The 15,960-nt window shown below is 69.3% G+C and carries 13 protein-coding genes and 1 tRNA gene; 8 read left to right on the forward strand and 6 right to left on the reverse strand.

The window, feature by feature from the left end; genetic code table 11:
• Window positions 1–13: 13 nt before the first annotated feature.
• The 4 genes from G6N23_RS15200 to G6N23_RS15215 form a co-directional block, all read right to left on the reverse strand.
• The gene (locus G6N23_RS15200) at window positions 14–1,072 is read right to left on the reverse strand and encodes an NAD(P)H-dependent amine dehydrogenase family protein (RefSeq protein WP_085262491.1); all 1,059 of its coding nucleotides are present in this window, start codon (window positions 1,070–1,072) and stop codon (window positions 14–16) included.
• Window positions 1,072–2,703 (reverse strand): long-chain fatty acid--CoA ligase, encoded by a 1,632-nt coding sequence (locus tag G6N23_RS15205; protein WP_085262492.1) that lies wholly within the window; start codon window positions 2,701–2,703, stop codon window positions 1,072–1,074. Before G6N23_RS15205 ends, G6N23_RS15200 begins: the two co-directional genes overlap by 1 nt.
• 41 nt (window positions 2,704–2,744) lie before the next feature.
• Complete coding sequence (locus tag G6N23_RS15210; protein WP_234808711.1) at window positions 2,745–3,800, reverse strand: YncE family protein; 1,056 nt, start codon at window positions 3,798–3,800, stop codon at window positions 2,745–2,747.
• 425 nt (window positions 3,801–4,225) lie between these two features.
• A complete protein-coding gene (locus G6N23_RS15215; protein ID WP_095173753.1) occupies window positions 4,226–5,635 on the reverse strand; it encodes an NAD(P)/FAD-dependent oxidoreductase in 1,410 nt (469 codons plus the stop codon).
• Between the two features lie 92 nt (window positions 5,636–5,727).
• On the opposite strand from G6N23_RS15215, the gene G6N23_RS15220 reads away from it, so the two are divergent.
• Window positions 5,728–6,444, forward strand: a complete 717-nt coding sequence (locus G6N23_RS15220) for a TetR/AcrR family transcriptional regulator (RefSeq protein ID WP_085262494.1) — start codon at window positions 5,728–5,730, stop codon at window positions 6,442–6,444.
• Between the two features lie 39 nt (window positions 6,445–6,483).
• Here the strand turns inward: G6N23_RS15220 and G6N23_RS15225 are convergent.
• Window positions 6,484–6,557: transfer RNA gene (locus G6N23_RS15225), tRNA-Leu, on the reverse strand.
• A gap of 86 nt (window positions 6,558–6,643) precedes the next feature.
• Window positions 6,644–6,949: a DUF732 domain-containing protein gene (locus G6N23_RS15230; RefSeq protein ID WP_085262495.1), complete on the reverse strand. Its 306-nt coding sequence runs from the start codon at window positions 6,947–6,949 to the stop codon at window positions 6,644–6,646.
• Window positions 6,950–7,455: 506 nt separating this feature from the next.
• Between G6N23_RS15230 and G6N23_RS15235 the strand changes: the two genes are divergently transcribed.
• From G6N23_RS15235 to G6N23_RS15265, 7 genes are all read left to right on the forward strand, one after another.
• Window positions 7,456–7,755, forward strand: a complete 300-nt coding sequence (locus G6N23_RS15235; protein ID WP_085262496.1) for a PE family protein — start codon at window positions 7,456–7,458, stop codon at window positions 7,753–7,755.
• Window positions 7,756–7,764: 9 nt separating this feature from the next.
• Entirely contained in the window at window positions 7,765–9,003 is a 1,239-nt protein-coding gene (locus G6N23_RS15240; RefSeq protein ID WP_085262497.1) for a PPE family protein, read from the forward strand.
• 8 nt (window positions 9,004–9,011) lie between these two features.
• The gene (locus G6N23_RS15245; protein ID WP_085262498.1) at window positions 9,012–10,256 is read left to right on the forward strand and encodes a PPE family protein; all 1,245 of its coding nucleotides are present in this window, start codon (window positions 9,012–9,014) and stop codon (window positions 10,254–10,256) included.
• 402 nt (window positions 10,257–10,658) lie between these two features.
• Window positions 10,659–11,474: a PE family protein gene (locus tag G6N23_RS22615; RefSeq protein WP_085262499.1), complete on the forward strand. Its 816-nt coding sequence runs from the start codon at window positions 10,659–10,661 to the stop codon at window positions 11,472–11,474.
• Window positions 11,475–11,513: 39 nt separating this feature from the next.
• Complete coding sequence (locus tag G6N23_RS15255) at window positions 11,514–12,698, forward strand: PPE family protein (protein ID WP_085262500.1); 1,185 nt, start codon at window positions 11,514–11,516, stop codon at window positions 12,696–12,698.
• Between the two features lie 37 nt (window positions 12,699–12,735).
• Window positions 12,736–15,249 carry a sensor histidine kinase gene (locus G6N23_RS15260; RefSeq protein ID WP_372508975.1) on the forward strand — a complete coding sequence of 838 codons (2,514 nt, stop codon included), beginning with the start codon at window positions 12,736–12,738 and terminating at the stop codon, window positions 15,247–15,249.
• Entirely contained in the window at window positions 15,249–15,932 is a 684-nt protein-coding gene (locus G6N23_RS15265; protein WP_085262502.1) for a response regulator, read from the forward strand. The genes G6N23_RS15260 and G6N23_RS15265 overlap by 1 nt, the downstream gene beginning before the upstream one ends.
• The last annotated feature ends 28 nt before the right edge of the window (window positions 15,933–15,960 follow it).

Consider the following 15,960-nt stretch of genomic DNA (forward strand, 5'->3'; position numbering starts at 1 on the left):
TCGAGGTTAGCGTTCAGCGCGCCAGGTGCGGGGCGGCCCGGCCGGTGATGAGCGGCAGATCGAAGAACCCGGCGATGCCGGCCGGGGCCGCACAGGTCGCCGGGATGGCGTTGACACAGTGCGCCGCGGTCGCCACCACACCGGGATTGCTCCTCAGACCCTCTTCGACGCTCTCCGGCTGCCAACCTTTGACCGTGACGAAGGTGTTCGGATTTCCCCGCACCTCCATCTCATAGCGTTCTTTCGCCGGGCCGAAAGACCATGGCGGGTCGAGGTTCTCCTCTCCCATCAGCCAGTTCACGGTGATCCGCACCACCACGGTGTCGCCGACCATCGCCTCCCAGTGAAAACGACGCGCCGCGACCTGCCCCGGCTCGATCACCCCGATCGGTGAGTCGATCGGCGCGGTCGCCACCGCCACCTCCTGCGATGACCGGATCTGCTCGTCGGCGGCGAAGCCCAGCCGGTCCACACACAACCTCGCCGACTGGACGAAGCCACTGTCGAGAATCTTCTGCATCGGACCCGTCAACGCGCTGTCGGGTGCGCCCCCGAAGCCCATCACATGACGCAGCACATCCGGCGCACCATAGGTCCGCAGATCGGAAAACTCTTCGCAGCGAACGAAAGTCACCCCGGTGGACATCACCGACAACAACAGCGGGAATAGCTCGCTGGCGGCGCCGGGCGCGATTCCGGCACCGTGCAGCGATGCGTTGCCGGCCTGTGCGGCCGCTTCCAGCGGGGCGGCCGCCCGTTCGCTGGGATAAACCCAGCCGACCGGGGTGACGACGTTCTTGCCGGAACGCAGCAGCGCAGCGACTTCGTCCGCGTTGCCCATCAGCGGCGCGTAGATCACCGCATCAGCATCCAACGCCAAGATCTCCTCGATGCTGTCGGTGGCCGTCACACCCAGCGGTTCGGTCCCGATTATCTCGCCGACGTCCTTGCCGCTCTTGGCTTTCGAGTGCACCCAGCAGCCGACCAGCTCGAGGTCGGGATGCTCGAGCACACCCTTGATCGCGGCCACGCCGACCGAGCCGGTCGCCCACTGGATAACGCGCAGACTCATCAGTCACGCACCTCGCTCACCTGGTATTGATCGTCGGAGTACCGGGCCCGGATGGTCTTCTTGTCGTACTTGCCGACACTGGTGCGGGGAATCGTGTCCACGAACGCCCAGCGCTCCGGCAGCCACCAGCGGGCGACCTTGTCCGACAGGAATTTTCGCAGATCGGCAGCGCTCACCGAGGCGCCCTCCCGCGCAACGACGACGGCCAGCGGTCGTTCCTGCCAACGTTCGTCGGGCACCCCGACGACGGCGGCTTCGACCACATCCGGATGGCCGATCAATTCGTTCTCCAGCTCCACCGAGGAGATCCACTCCCCACCGGACTTGATCACGTCCTTGGCCCGGTCGGTCAGCGTGATGAAGCCCTGTGCGTCGATCCGGCCCACGTCACCGGTGCGCAGCCAGCCGGAGGAGAACTTGGACTCGTCCTGGCCGCGGTAGTAGGCGCCGGTGATCCACGGGCCGCGCACCTCCAGCTCGCCGACCGCTTCACCGTCGTTGGCCAGCACCGCGCCGTCGTCGTCGACGATGCGTGCCTGCACGCCGCACACCGGCTGCCCCTGGGTGCCGCGCAGCGTCCAGTACTCCTCGGGCGGAGTACCGGGCGGCGGCCAGGCCATGGTCGCCAGTGGCGAGGTCTCGGTCATGCCCCACAGTTGCCGGACCTGCACGCCGTAGCGCTCTTCGAACGCGCGCATCAGCGACACCGGGACCGCCGAACCGCCGCACGCCACCAGCCGAAGCGACGAGATGTCATGGCCGGGTTCACGATCCAGGTAATGCATGACGTCGTTCCAGATCGTCGGCACCGCGCCGGCCAGGGTGGGCCGTTGCGCCTCGATGAGGGCGACCAGTGACGCGGCATCCAGGTGCCGGTCGGGCATCGCCAGATCCGCACCGGCCATCAGCGCCGAATAGGGCAGCCCCCAGGCGTTGGCGTGAAACATCGGCACGACCGGCAGCACACAGTCGCCCGAGCCGACCCCGATGCCGTTGGTCGTGCATCCCGCCATGGCGTGCAGGTAGCTGGAGCGGTGGCTGTACACCACGCCCTTGGGGTTGCCGGTGGTGCCGCTGGTGTAGCACATGGCGGCGGCCGAGTTCTCGTCGACGACCGGCCAGTCGAACTCGCACGCCTCGGCCGCCAGCACATCGGCGTAGCGCAGCACGGTCTTGCCGGAGGCCTCCAGCGCCGCGACGTCGCCCTCACCGACCGCGATCACGGTGTGCACGGTGTCGAGTTGGGCCAGCACCGGCGCCAGCAGCCCGGCCAGTGACACGTCGACCAGGATCACCCGGTCCTCGGCCTCGTTGGCGACGAAGACGATCTGGTCGGCGAACAGCCGGATGTTGAGCGTGTGCAGCACCGCGCCCATCGACGGCACCGCCAGGTAGGCGGCCAGGTGCTCGGTGTTGTTCCACATGAAGGTGGCAACCCGCTCGTCGCCGGTGATACCGAGCCGGCGCAGGGCATTGGCCAGCCGTGCAGCCTGCCCGCCCAACTCACGGTAGGTGGTGGTGCGAAAACCGCCGTCGGTCATGGTCGTCACGGTGCGGGCGCCGTGAACGCCGGTGGCGTGGTTCAGGATGGCACCGACCGTCAGCGGCCAGTTCTGCATGGTGCTGCGCATCGACCTATTCGACCATGCCGACGCGGGCAGTGTGGCGGTGGCTACAGAGCGGGTTGGAGTTGGAGCATCCGGCTGACGGCATCGTCGAGCGCAAGCTGCTCATGCAGCGACGCCGAGGGCGTCGGCAGGTCGGCCAGCGAGGCGACGGTCACCGCGCCGTCGAAGCCGGCGATGTAGAGGCGGCTGCCGTCCGGGCTCTCCACCGCGCAGGACGGCGCCGTGGTCGCGGCCAGCGTGCCGAGGATTTCGTTGGTGCGGGCGCACATCACCAGGACACCTGCCGCGGTGACCAGGTAGGCGCGGTCGCCGTCGCGGCTCAGGGCCAGCTGGATCAGCTGGGTGTCGACGATGAAGCCGGCACCGACGGCGTGGGTGCGGGCATCGACGGCGTGGACCGCACCGCGGCCATCAGAACCGCAGGTCGCGACCAACAGTCGCGCGCCGTCCGGGCTGACGGCGACGTCGACGATCGTCGATCCGACCTTGATGGTTTCGACGACGTTCAGTTCGCGGTCCAGCACTGTGACGGTGTCGCCGGCGAGTTGCCGGACCGCCACGTACAGTCGCCGGCCGTCCGGGCTGATCCGCAGACACGTCGCCGTGGCTGCGGGACTGTCGGACACCGCGACGACGCCGGCGGGGCGCATGGTCGCATCGAGCGCGAGCACCTCGACACCGGCGGAACCGGTGCGGGTGAGGTAGACGCGGCTGCCCATCGGGTCGGCGACCACCTCACCGATCCCCATGGCCACCGGATAGCAGCCGGTGACCTCGGCGGAGTCGACGTCGATCGCCAGTACGGCGTCCAGCGCCATCGAGCCGGCGGTGACGTACGCCCGAGCGGTACCGGCGGGACCGACGGCGACCGAGAACGGCTCGTCGGCATGGAACACGGTGGCCACGACGGTGCAGCTGGCGGCGTCGATGACCGAGACGGTGTCGTCGCCGTAGTTGGTGGCCAGCAGCCGGCTGCCGTCCGCGGTGACCGCCAGGCCGCCGATCGGGCCGCGATCCACCCTTACGGTGTCGACGATGCGAGTTCTTTGGCTGGTCGATCCGTAAGCCAACACGTCGTCCACATCGCTCCCATCGATCACACTTCGTATCGTCATTGCGCACACACCCGCGTAGCTGCCGCAGCGGCGCGGTCAGTACGACCGGGGTGCCAGGACGGGGTGCTCGGTCGATCCTAGCGGTGAATTCGAGGTGGATGGAAAATGTCGTAATTATTGTGATAGACGTCGCAGATTAAATCCCGCGAGCCTCGGGTAGCGGTAGCCGAAACCGCTGGCCGGGGCGCCTTGGGCAAGTACGTTTACATAGGTTACGCAGGTATTTTCCATTGCTGGGCTAACTTGTGATCTGTATCGCAATTTGAATTGAATAAAACAGTAAGAAAATTCGGCGCACGAATTCGGCGTTTCTGGTCACAGGCGCTTGCCAAACGCGCGGCAGGCGGGTATGGACCTGGGCCGGCCCCCTGGTGACACCCCGGTCGGGCGCGAACCCGACGGTAGCGACGCTATTGGGGATGCGGCACCGACTCGGCGTCCACCGCCGTTCGATCGCTGGACGACACGGGCGTCAACGCCAGTCGTGCGGACGCCTCTCGCCGGCGGGCGAACATTCGTTGCTCGACCATGCGCTCGACTTCGCGGCGCAGGTCACGGCGCAGTGTCCGCCACAGTTCGTGGTTGTCGACGCCGGGGTCTCGGGCCGCCGCGGCGGTCCAGCGCACCACGTTGGCGGCCGAGAACACCTTCTGCGGCGGGACGATCCGATTGAAGACATCGGCGATCTGGGTGAACCCGCCGGCTCGAGCCGCGAACCATCGGTAGGCGGCGGACTCGATCGGCGAGACGCTGTCGTCGCGGCCGAGCGAATTCGCCCATTGGTACATCGCCAGGCACTGCACGTCGCGGTCGAACTCCCACCGCGCCAGCGTCCGGTCGAGCTCGTCGGGCTCGTCCAGCCGGGGGGCGGCGGCCTCGCCGAGCAACCGACCGAAGCGCAGCGCGTCGCGAATGCCTTGCGCGGTGACCGGGTCCTTGAAATGCCCGGCGTCGCCGGCCAGCGCCCACCCCGGCCCGTGGGAGTGCCGGAAGTACGACGGATGGTGGTAGGAGACCAAGATGTTGCTGACCCGGGTACAGCCGCGAAGCCGCTCGGCATACGGGGGAATGCGGTCGATGGTGGCCGCGAAGGCAGCCGACCGGTCAGCACGGTACTCGTCTGCGCGCCGCACCGGAGGCATCTGCAGAGCCACCAATTGGCCGCCGTCGCAAGGGAATACCGTCACGAGATCGTCGCCGTAGCGCCACTGCATGGCCACGTGCCGGCTCTGCGGGTGAGCGTCCTCGTAGTAGGCGTAGGCCATCATGCGCTGGTTGTCCCAGCTGTGGTGCGCGCGGGTGCCGACCAGCCGCGCGACCGTCGACCGTCGGCCGTCGGCGCCGATGACCAGCTTCGCGTTGATCACGCCCGTCGTGCCGTTGCGCTGCCGGTACCGCACCCCGCAGACGCGCCCGGCCTGATCGCGCACCAGATCGGTCACCCGGACGTGTTCTCGCACCTCGGCACCGGCGGCGCGGGCGGTCTCGACCAAGGCGAGATCCAATCCCGGACGCCGGATGCACGCCCCGGCGGCGAAGCCCTCATAGGTGCTCGACGGACCGACGGACTCGATGCCGGGCGCACCCAGGCCGGCGCTGGTGTGCAGCGGAGCGCCGAGTTCGAGCACGCGGGAGGTGGCGCCGATCCGCTCCAACTCCGCCCAGTGATGGGTGAAGAACAGGTGCGTCGACAAGGTGTCGGAGGGGAAGCTGGCGCTGTCGAGTGCAACGACGGAGCGGCCCCTGCGGGCCAGTGCGATGGCGGCGGCCGAACCGGCGCAGCGACTTCCGACGACAACCACGTCTGTGTGCTCAGTCATGGGAAGGAGAATGCCAGCTCATCTCCATATTTGTAAGTCTTTTCATTTTATGAACTTCGTTATAAATTGGAGCTGTGGCCTATCCTTGGCCGATGTCCGCCGAACCGCTTCCGACCGCGCCCCGGCCGGCTGCGGCCCGTGCCGGACGGCGCCGGGCCCGCACCCGGAGCGCGATCCTCGACGCCGCAGAGGCGGTGTTCGGCCGGGCCGGATACGGCGGCGCCCGGATCGAGGAGATCGCGGAGCTGGCCGACGTCTCGGTCGGTTCCATCTACGGCCACTTCGACGGCAAACGCGGGCTGTACCTGCAGCTGGTGGACCGCGCGCTTGAGCTGTTCACCGAATACATGACGCGCAGCGATGACCCGTCGCTGAGCCCGCTGCAGCGGGTGCTTGCCGGCGGGGACGCCTACCTACGCTTTCACCTCGACCATCCCGGCGCCTTCCACTTCCTGGCCTACCGCAGTCCGGGCGCCGAACCGCTCTCGGGAGACAACGAGACCGAGGCACGCATCCGCGACCGAGTCGGACACCTACTTCGCCGATTTGCCGGGCAGATCGACAACGCCATCGCCGCCGGCGAGGCCCGACCGGTCGACTCGCTGCGGCTCACGCACTACCTCTGGGGCGCCTGGAACGGTGTGATCGCGCTGCGGCAGCAGCCCGACGGCTTGCGCATCACCGATGACGAGATCGCCGAGACGCTCGAGCTGGCGCGCTGGCTGCTGCGCGAGGGATTGGCCACCCCGGCGCTCCGGGATGCCAACGGCGAAGTGGGCGATCGGGTGCCGCTGCCTTCGATCAGCTAGCCGGCAAGGTGTAGGCCGCCGCGCGGGCGACCGATCCCGTGCCCCCAGTCGGACTCGAACCGACACTGTGCGGATTTTAAGTCCGCTGCCTCTGCCAATTGGGCTATGGGGGCTCGCGGCGAATCTAACGCGACAAGGCCGACGGCACCCCACCGGCACTCCGGAGCGGGGCGAACAGGACAGCGGTAGCGGAGGAGACTCAGGCGTGCTCGGGGCAGTAGTTCTGCGCGGCGATCCGCGCGAACTCCGCAGCGCGCTGCAGTGTGAAACCCGGGTTGGTGGTCTGCACCGCGACCACGGTGTCCATCGGGGACAGGCCGCCATCCATCAGCTGGCACACCGAGTGGCCGGCGGAGATCGCCACCTGGTCCGACCCCTTGTGGCTGAGACCGGCTCCGGTCAGCTGGGTCAGGAAGGCAGCATCGCTGCCGACGGGGTCGGCGTGCACGGGCGCCGCCAGGCCGACCATGGCGGTCAGACCCGTCAGCAGCAGAAACCGTTTCATAGCCAGTAATTGTCCTGAGCGTTCGTTAATAGCGTGTTACAGACCGTTTACTCCCCTGGACCGGCTTGTTAAATCCGTGTTACCAAGCGCTCACGCTGACGACGAGACCCGGTGCGGACGCGCCGATGACCAGGGCATGCCTTCCCCGGATGCGTTGTACGCCAACGCATCCGGCCATCTATCCCACCCGTCCGAAGTGGCCTCGGCGGGCACCGACGCCCGGTGGTGAGCTGGGTCACTCCCCGGGTGGGCCCGGTGGGCACGAAGGGCCCGTCGTGATCGGCGCACACCGGTCTTGCACTGCTTTCTTCCCGGCGCGTCGCAGCGGCGCCGCGGACCGGCCGGTGTGACCCCCACCACGCGCCGGCCCGCGGTCTCACCGGCGCCTCGTAAAAAGTTCTGACACAACGGTTAAGAAGCGGTTAACCAGCTTTCACAATCGCCCAGTGATACGGGACCGTAGTCGCCGGAGCCGATAACCATCCGTTCCGTGAGGAGAAACCCAAATGTCATTCGTGACTACCCAGCCGGAGGCGCTGGCCGCAGCCGCCGGCAACCTGCAGGCGATCGGTTCGGCGCTCAACGCCCAGAGCGCTGCCGCGTCAGCTCCGACCACCGGTGTCGTCCCCGCCGCCGCCGATGAGGTCTCGGCGCTGACCGCCGCGCAGTTCGCCGCGCACGCCGGCCTGTACCAGTCGGTTGCCGCGCAGGCCGCGGCCATTCACGAGATGTTCGTGGCCACCTTGAACGGCAGTGCCGAGTCCTACGCGGCCACCGAAGCCGCCAACGCGGTCGCGGCGGGTTAGGCGATCTTCATGCTGGATTATGGAGCCCTGCCCCCCGAGGTCAACTCCGGGCGCATGTACACCGGTCCGGGGTCAGCACCGATGATGTCGGCCGCCTCGGCCTGGCGCGCGATGGCCGCCGAACTGGCTTCTGCCGCACACGGTTACGAAACAGTGGTCTCAGAACTGTCCAATGAGGAATGGCTCGGGCCGGGCTCGGCGTCGATGTCCGCCGCGGCAGCGCCCTACATCGCCTGGATGAACACCACCGCCGCGCAGGCCGAGCAGGCCGCGACCCAGGCCACCGCGGCCGCAACCGCCTTCGAGACCGCCCGGGCGGCCACGGTGCCCCCGGCGGTGGTCTCGACCAACCGGGTGCAGCAGGCCGCGCTGGTCGCGACGAACATCCTGGGTATCAACACCCCGGCCATCGCAGCCCTCGACGCCCACTACGCCGAGATGTGGGCCCAGGACGCCGCCGCGATGTACGGCTACGCCAGCGGATCGGCCGCCGCGTCCCAGGTGACACCGTTCAGCGAGCCCGCCCAAACCACCAACCCGGCAGGGCTGGCCGGACAGGGCGCCGCAGTCACTCAGGCCACAGGCACCAGCACTGCCAACAGCACAGCACAGGCGGCGCAGATGATCTCGACGCTGCCGAACGCCCTGCAGAGCATGGCCACGCCGGCAGCGTCGACGGACTGGATCGAGCAGATCATCGAATTCCTGTACAACGACCCGATCAACGGCTACGCGTACATGTTCGGCACCCCGCTGTACAACTTGTTCAACACCGCGGGCACCGGCGCGGCCTTCATCCCGTCTGCGCTGCTGCCAAGCCTCATCGGTTTCATGACCGGCGGGGGCTTCACCGGCGCCACCGGCAGCGCGCTCGGAAGCGGTCTGGGCGCTGCGTTGAGCCCCGGTGGTGCACTCGGCGCCCTGGGCGCGCTCGGCGGAGGCATGGCCAGCGGGGTCAGCAGCGCATTCGGGGTAAGCGCGGTCACCCCGGCGGTCACCGCCGGGATGGGTCAGGCCTCGCTGGTCGGGACGTCGTTCTCGGCGCCGGCCAGCTGGTCGGCGGCCACCCCCGGCGCCGCGGCCCTCACCGGGGGACCGGGCGGTTGGGCGGTTCCCTCGGAGACCCACAACAACATGGCCTCCATGCCCCCTCCGGTGCCGACCGGCGTCGGGCGGGCCGGGATGAACTACGGCACACCGCGTTACGGGTTCCGGCCCAAGTTCATGCCGAAGCCGATGGTGGTCTAGGAGCAACGATGATCGATTACGCAATGCTGTCGCCGGAGGTCAACTCCGGGCGTCTGTACGCCGGTCCCGGCTCCTCGCCGATGATGGCGGTCGCCTCCGCCTGGCGCGGACTGGCCGCGGAGATCAGCTCGGCGCTGACGTCCTACGAGACGACGTTCTCCCAGCTCGTCGACGAAGAGTGGCTGGGCCCGGCATCGGCATCGATGACCGCCGCCACCAAGCCCTACCTGGCGTGGATGGCCGACACCGCGGCGAAGGCCGAGGAGGCGGCCACCCAGGCCACGGCCGCGGCCGCCGCGTTCGAGGCGGCCCACGCGGCCACCCCTCCCCCGGCAGTGATCGCCGCCAATCGCGCCCAGCAGAAGCAATTGGTGGCGACCAATGTCGTCGGGCAGAACTCCGCGGCGATCATGGCCAGCGACGCACAGTATTTCCAGATGTGGGCCCAGGCCACCGATGTCATGTACAGCTACGCGGCATCCTCGGCGGCGGCGACCAAGGTGACACCGTTCAACGAGCCCAACCAGACCACGAATCCGGACGGAACGGCCAACCAGGCGGCCGCGGTCAGTCAGGCCAACGGCACGGCGGCCGGCAATACCGCCCAGACGGCGCAGGCGATCTCGTCGCTGCCGAACACGCTGCAGACCCTGACCTCGCCGGGCCCCGCCGACGCCGGCCTGCCCCCGCCCACGCTCGCCGGACTCCTCGAAGCCATCGGCCGGAACGCGTCGATCAATGGCGCCGTCTCGTTGTTCACCTACCCGCTCAACGGCGGGATGAGCTTCGTCGGGACATCCGCGGCGTTCACCCCGGCAAGTTTGATCCCGACCATGACCACCTTCTTCTCCGGTGGGGGTTTCAACGCCCTCGGCGGTGGTGCGGCAGGTGCCGGCATCGGTGCCCTGCTGGCCCCCGGCGGTCCGTTGAGCAGCCTCGGGGCCCTGGGTGGCGGCGCCGCGTCCGCCTTCACGGCAAGCGCGCCGGTGTCGGCCGGTGTGGGCCAGGCCACCCTGGTCGGGGAACTGTCCGCGCCGGCTGCGTGGGCCGCGGCCGCCCCGGAGAGCGCCGCCTCGGCGGCCGACGCCTTGCAGGCCAGCAGCTGGTCGGCCGCACCTGAAGATGTCGAATCGATGGCTGCCATGCCCGGCGGAATGCCGATGGGTGCAGAGCGGGGCGGCGGCTTCGGACTGGGCACCCCGCGCTACGGCTTCAAGCCGACCGTGATGGCCCGACCGGTCGTTGCCGGATAACACCCGCCTCGTCCATCGGCTCGAGCTGGGCCAGACCAGCCCGCAAATGCACACCGGCGCAGCAGAGGGGGCTGCGCCGGTTCGCCGTGTGTTCCGATCGTCTGCCAGGTATTCATCACCCAGCTCGGACGGAACTTCCAGGTCGGCTACCAGCAGGGCAGCCTCCACGGCCGAACGGGCAGGCCGGCGGCACCCCACCTGACCGGCCCCGATGCCGTGGCGGAACCCGGCCGAACCTGAATCGCGCCATGTGGCGCTGTGAGTTCCCTGTGCGAATAAACCGTCAAGAATCCTGGCAAGGGCGTTAAGAACCCGTAAACGGCTTTCGCTATCGACCGTTTCGCCGGAAACAGTGGACCGTGCACTCGGCCGAAGGCCGCCCGTTTTCCACCAGGAGATGTCATGTCCTTCGTGACCACCCATCCCGAGGCGATGGCGGCGACCGCCAGTAACCTGCAGGCGATCGGCTCGGCGATGACCGCGCAGAGCGCCGCGGCGGCGGCACCCACCACCGGAATCGCCCCGGCGGGCGCCGACGAGGTCTCGGTCCTGCAGGCGACCCAGTTCGCGGCCTACGGGCAGCTGTACCAACAGATCAGCGCCCAGGCCGCGGTGATCCAGGAAATGTTCGTCAACACCCTGCGCACCAGTGCCGACTCGTACGGCAGCACCGAGACCGCCAACTCCGCGGCCGCCGACTCCTCGGCGGCCGGTGGGCTGCTGGCCGGACTCACCGGCCCGTCGGTCGCCGACCCGACCTACGGGCTGGGCGGGGTGGCCAGCAACAGCGCCATCCTGGCCGCCATGCAGGCCGGCACGATCGGCTCGGCGGCCTCGGAGTTCACCGGCATGGGCAAGGGTTACATCACCGCCCCGTCCGGGGTGGTTCATCACGTCGCACCCGAATCCCTGACGCCCTCGGCAGGTCTCACCGGCCAGACCACGCCGGCCGCCGGCGCAGCACCGGTTTCAGCGGCCGCGAGTCAGGCCGCGGCGCGGACCGGTGCCCCGGTGCCACCGTCCTGGGCCGGCCAGCCCGCCCCGGCGGAGACGGCGCCGGCTGCGCTGTCCGGTCCGGGCAGCGCGGCCGCCGCACCCCGCGCCTCCACGGCGGCCGTGCCCGCCGCACTGCCGGCGTCCTCGAGCGACCAGAGCAGCCGCGGCCGGTTGCGCTACGGCATCAAGCCGAAGGTGATGCCGCGCCCGCCGGTGGGCTGACGGCAGACAATCGATTACCAGCGATCGGAATTGACAAAGATGGACTTTGGCGCATTACCCCCGGAGATCAACTCCGGCCGCATGTACGCCGGCGCCGGCGCGGCACCGATGATGGCCGCCGCCGCGGCGTGGAACAGTCTCGGCGCGGAGCTCACGACGACCGCGACGTCCTATCAGTCGGCGATCGCGGCACTGACCGGCGAGGAATGGCAGGGGCCGGCCTCGGCGTCGATGGCCGCGGCCGTGACGCCATATGTCAACTGGCTCAACACCACCGCGGCCGCCGCCGAGTACGCAGCCGCCCAGGCCACCGCGTCCGCCGCCGCGTTCGAAGCCGCGTTCGCGATGATGGTGCCGCCGCCGGTCATCGCCGCCAACCGGGCTCAGCTGGTCGCGCTGGTCGCCTCGAACTTCCTAGGCATCAACACTCCGGCGATCGCCGCCACCGAAGCCCAGTACGCCGAGATGTGGGCGCAGGACGCCATCGCCATGTACGGCTACGCGGCCTCCTCGGCGAGCGCCGGAACTCTGCAGCCACTGTCCACACCCACCCCGATCAGCAACCCGCTCGGTACCGCGGGCCAGGCGGCCGCGGTCGCCCAGGCGTCGGCCGGCAGCACCCAGAGCGGGTTGTCTCAACTGGTTTCGGGCCTGCCCAACGCCGTGCAGACGCTCTCCTCGCCGTTGAGCGCAGCGGCCGGCCCGGCCCAGGCCGGGGATTTTCTGTCGAATTTCATCAATTCCACGCAGAACCTCGGGATCTGGAACGCGATTCAGACCTACAGCACCTACGGGGTCACCGCCGGGTCGTGGCATCTGTTCGCCGGCATCGCCAGCGCCATCGCCATCGCCTCACCCGGCGTGGGCGCCGCCAGCAGCCCGATCCTGGTGGATTCGGTCGACACCCCGGGCGGCGCGCCCGCCGCCGGCCCGGCGGCGGCCGGCCGGGCGCCGGTCCTGGCCAGCATGGCCCAAGCGGCCCCGGTCGGTGGGCTGTCGGTGCCCTCGACCTGGCCGGGAGCGTTGCCGGCCGCGGCCGGCTCGGCACCGCTGATCACCTCCGAGTGGATTCCCGGTGCCGTCGAGGAGGGCCAATCGGTGTCGGCGGTGCCGGCCGGGATGGGTGTCGCCGGGGCAGCCGCAGCGCGCGGCGGCCGCGGTTTCAGCGATCCACGCTACGGATTCAAACCCACCGTGATGGCGCGACCGGTCGCTGCTGGCTGAGAGCGGCGGTTGCCGGGATGATGGTCGGGTGAGCGTCGTGAGACAGCGCCCCCCGCGCGGAGAGCTGCGCATCTACCTGGGCGCCTCGCCCGGGGTGGGCAAGACCTACGCGATGCTCGGCGAAGCCCACCGCCGCGCCGAGCGCGGCACCGACGTCGTCGCCGCCGCCGTCGAGACCCACGGCCGCAGCAAGACCGCGGAACTGCTGCGGGGCATCGAGACGGTCGGCGCCGCCGGCGGCGAACTCGACGTGGCCGCGGTGCTGGCACGGCGCCCCGCGGTGGTCCTGGTCGACGATCTCGCGCACACCAACGCCGCGGGCAGCCGTAACCCCAAACGCTGGCAGGACGTCGAGGAGTTGCTCGACGCCGGCATCACGGTGATCTCCACCGTCAACGTGCAGCAGCTGGAGAGCCTCAGCGACGTCGTCACCAAGATCACCGGAACCGTCCAGCACGACACCGTGCCCGACGCGGTCGTGCGCCAGGCGGCTCAGATCGAGCTCATCGACGTCGCCCCGGAGGCATTGCGCCGCAGGCTTTCCCATGGCAACGTTTATCCTCCGGAGAAGGTCGACGCCGCGCTGGCCAACTATTTCCGCGGCGAGACCCTCACCGCCCTGCGCGAATTGGCACTGCTGTGGCTGGCCGGGCAGGTCGACGCGGCGCTGACGAAATACCGTGCCGACAAGAAGATCACGCAGACCTGGGAGGCGCGGGAACGCATCGTCGCCGCGGTCACCGGCGGCCCGGAGTCCGAGACGCTGGTGCGCCGGGCCTCCCGGATCGCATCGAAGGCCGGTGGCGAACTGCTGGTGCTGCATGTGCTGGGGGGCGACGGGATCTCCGGGGCACCGGCCCCCCGGGTGGGCAAGATCCGCCAGCTGGCGATCAGCCTGGGGGCATCCCTGCACACCGTGATCGGCGACGACGTGCCGGGCGCCCTGCTGGAATTCGCCCGCGACGTCAACGCCACCCAACTGGTGATCGGCAGTTCGAGGCGGTCCCGCTGGGCGCGCATCCTCGACGAGGGTGTCGGTGCGGCGGTGGTCCAGCAATCCGGTGACATCGACGTGCACATCGTCACCGACGAGGACACCAAGCGGAGTCTCCGCGCCGTATCGATCTCCCCGCGGGAACGGCGGGCGGTGTCCTGGCTGGCCGCCGTCGCCGTCCCGTGTGTGATGTGCGCGATCGTGGTGGGCTGGCTGGACCGCTACCTCGACACCGGCCAGAGCGCGCTGTTCGTCGTCGGGGTGCTGCTGGTGGCCCTGCTCGGTGGTATCGCCCCGGCGGTGCTCTCGGCCCTGCTGTCCGGGGTCCTGATGAACTACTTCCTGCTCACCCCGCGCCGCGACTTCACCATCGCCGAACACGACGCCGCGGTGACCGAGGTCGTGCTGCTGCTGGTGGCGGTCGCGGTGGCGGCCTTGGTCGACGGCGCCGCCAAACGGGCCCGGGAAGCCGGCCGAGCCTCCCGCGAAGCGGAGCTGATGACGCTGTTCGCCGGATCGGTGCTGCGCGGAGCGGACCTGGACACCCTGCTCGAGCGGGTTCGGGAGACCTACGCGCAGCGGGCCGTGAGCCTGGTCCGTGTCCCGGCCGGAACGCCGAAACCCGACATCGCCCGGCCCCCCAGTGTCGTGGCCTCGGTGGGCGAGCAGCCTTGCACCTCAGTGGATCTCGCCGACACCGCGATCGATGTCGGCGACGATGAGTTCTGGATGCTGATGGTCGGCCGACAACTGGCCTCGCGGGATCGACGGGTGCTGTCGGTGGTGGCCCGCCAAGCCGCCGGACTGGTCCGCCAGGAGGAACTGGCGGCCGAGGCCAGCCGGGCCGACGCGGTGATGCGCACCGACGAACTGCGCCGCTCGCTGCTGTCGGCGGTCAGCCACGACCTGCGCACCCCGCTGGCGGCGGCCAAGGCGGCGGTATCGAGCCTGCGCGCCGACGACGTCGCCTTCTCACCCGACGACACCGCTGAACTGCTGGCCACCGTCGAGGAGTCAGTCGACCAGCTCACCGACCTGGTGGGCAACCTGCTCGATTCCTCACGACTGGCCGCCGGGGTGATCCGGCCCGCGCTGACCAAGGTGTATCTGGAAGAGGTGGCGCAGCGCGCACTGATCGGAATCGGCAAGCGCAACGTCTTCGGCCGCGGCAGTCTGGACCAGGTGAAGGTGGAGGTGGGTCCGACGGTGGCAATGGCCGACGCCGGCCTGCTGGAACGCGTGCTGGCCAACGTGATCGACAACGCGCTGCGCTACGCCTCGGACAGCGTGGTGCGGGTGACGGCGGGCCGAGTCGGTGACCGGGTGCTGATCAACGTCGCCGACGAGGGCCGCGGACTGCCGCGCGGCGGCGAACTGCACGCCTTCGATCCGTTCCAGCGACTCGGCGACCGCGACAACACCAGCGGTGTGGGACTTGGGCTGTCGGTGGCGCGGGGTTTCGTGGAGGCGATGGGCGGCACCATCTCGGCGACGGAGACACCGGGCGGCGGGTTGACCATGGTGGTGGACCTGGCCGCACCGGCAGGAGAAAGCTGATGAACACCCGCGTCCTGGTAGTCGACGACGAGCCGCAGATCCTGCGGGCGCTGAAGATCAACCTGTCGGTGCGCGGCTACGAGGTCGTCACCGCGGCGACCGGCGCCGGCGCGCTGCGAGCCGCCGCCGAACAGCGCCCCGACGTGGTGATCCTCGACCTGGGACTTCCCGACATCTCCGGCATCGAGGTGCTGGCCGGGCTGCGCGGCTGGCTGACGGTGCCGGTGATCGTGCTGTCTGCCCGCACCGACTCCGCCGACAAGGTCGAGGCCCTCGACGCCGGGGCCGATGACTACGTGACCAAACCGTTCGGGATGGACGAGTTCCTGGCCCGGCTGCGGGCCGCCGCGCGCCGCAACGCCGCGACCGCCGAAATCGACCAGCCGATAGTCGAGACCGCGTCGTTCACCGTCGATCTTTCCGCCAAGAAGGTCACCAAGAACGCCTGCGAGGTGCACCTGACCCCCACCGAGTGGGGCATGTTGGAGATGCTGGTGCGCAACCGCGGCAAGCTGGTCGGCCGTGATGAACTGCTCACCCAGGTGTGGGGACCGGCCTACGCCAAGGAAACCCAGTACCTGCGGGTTTACCTGGCGCAGTTGCGCCGCAAACTCGAAGATGATCCCTCGAATCCCAAGCATCTGCTGACCGAAGCAGGCATGGGTTACCGCTTCGAGGTTTGAAAACCGCCCATGCGGATATTTCTTGGGA

Origin of the sequence: Mycolicibacter terrae, assembly GCF_010727125.1 — a bacterium.
Classification (GTDB): Bacteria; Actinomycetota; Actinomycetes; order Mycobacteriales; family Mycobacteriaceae; genus Mycobacterium; species Mycobacterium terrae.

Bases quoted from the DNA above. Each gene is read 5' to 3' on its own strand.
- G6N23_RS15245 (WP_085262498.1), top strand. From the start codon at position 9,012: ATGATCGATTACGCAATGCTGTCGCCGGAGGTCAACTCCGGGCGTCTG.
- G6N23_RS15215 (WP_095173753.1), bottom strand. From the start codon at position 5,635: ATGACTGAGCACACAGACGTGGTTGTCGTCGGAAGTCGCTGCGCCGGT.
- G6N23_RS15235 (WP_085262496.1), top strand. From the start codon at position 7,456: ATGTCATTCGTGACTACCCAGCCGGAGGCGCTGGCCGCAGCCGCCGGC.
- G6N23_RS15200 (WP_085262491.1), bottom strand. From the start codon at position 1,072: ATGAGTCTGCGCGTTATCCAGTGGGCGACCGGCTCGGTCGGCGTGGCC.
- G6N23_RS15265 (WP_085262502.1), top strand. From the start codon at position 15,249: ATGAACACCCGCGTCCTGGTAGTCGACGACGAGCCGCAGATCCTGCGG.
- G6N23_RS22615 (WP_085262499.1), top strand. From the start codon at position 10,659: ATGTCCTTCGTGACCACCCATCCCGAGGCGATGGCGGCGACCGCCAGT.
- G6N23_RS15240 (WP_085262497.1), top strand. From the start codon at position 7,765: ATGCTGGATTATGGAGCCCTGCCCCCCGAGGTCAACTCCGGGCGCATG.
- G6N23_RS15205 (WP_085262492.1), bottom strand. From the start codon at position 2,703: ATGCGCAGCACCATGCAGAACTGGCCGCTGACGGTCGGTGCCATCCTG.
- G6N23_RS15220 (WP_085262494.1), top strand. From the start codon at position 5,728: ATGTCCGCCGAACCGCTTCCGACCGCGCCCCGGCCGGCTGCGGCCCGT.
- G6N23_RS15230 (WP_085262495.1), bottom strand. From the start codon at position 6,949: ATGAAACGGTTTCTGCTGCTGACGGGTCTGACCGCCATGGTCGGCCTG.
- G6N23_RS15255 (WP_085262500.1), top strand. From the start codon at position 11,514: ATGGACTTTGGCGCATTACCCCCGGAGATCAACTCCGGCCGCATGTAC.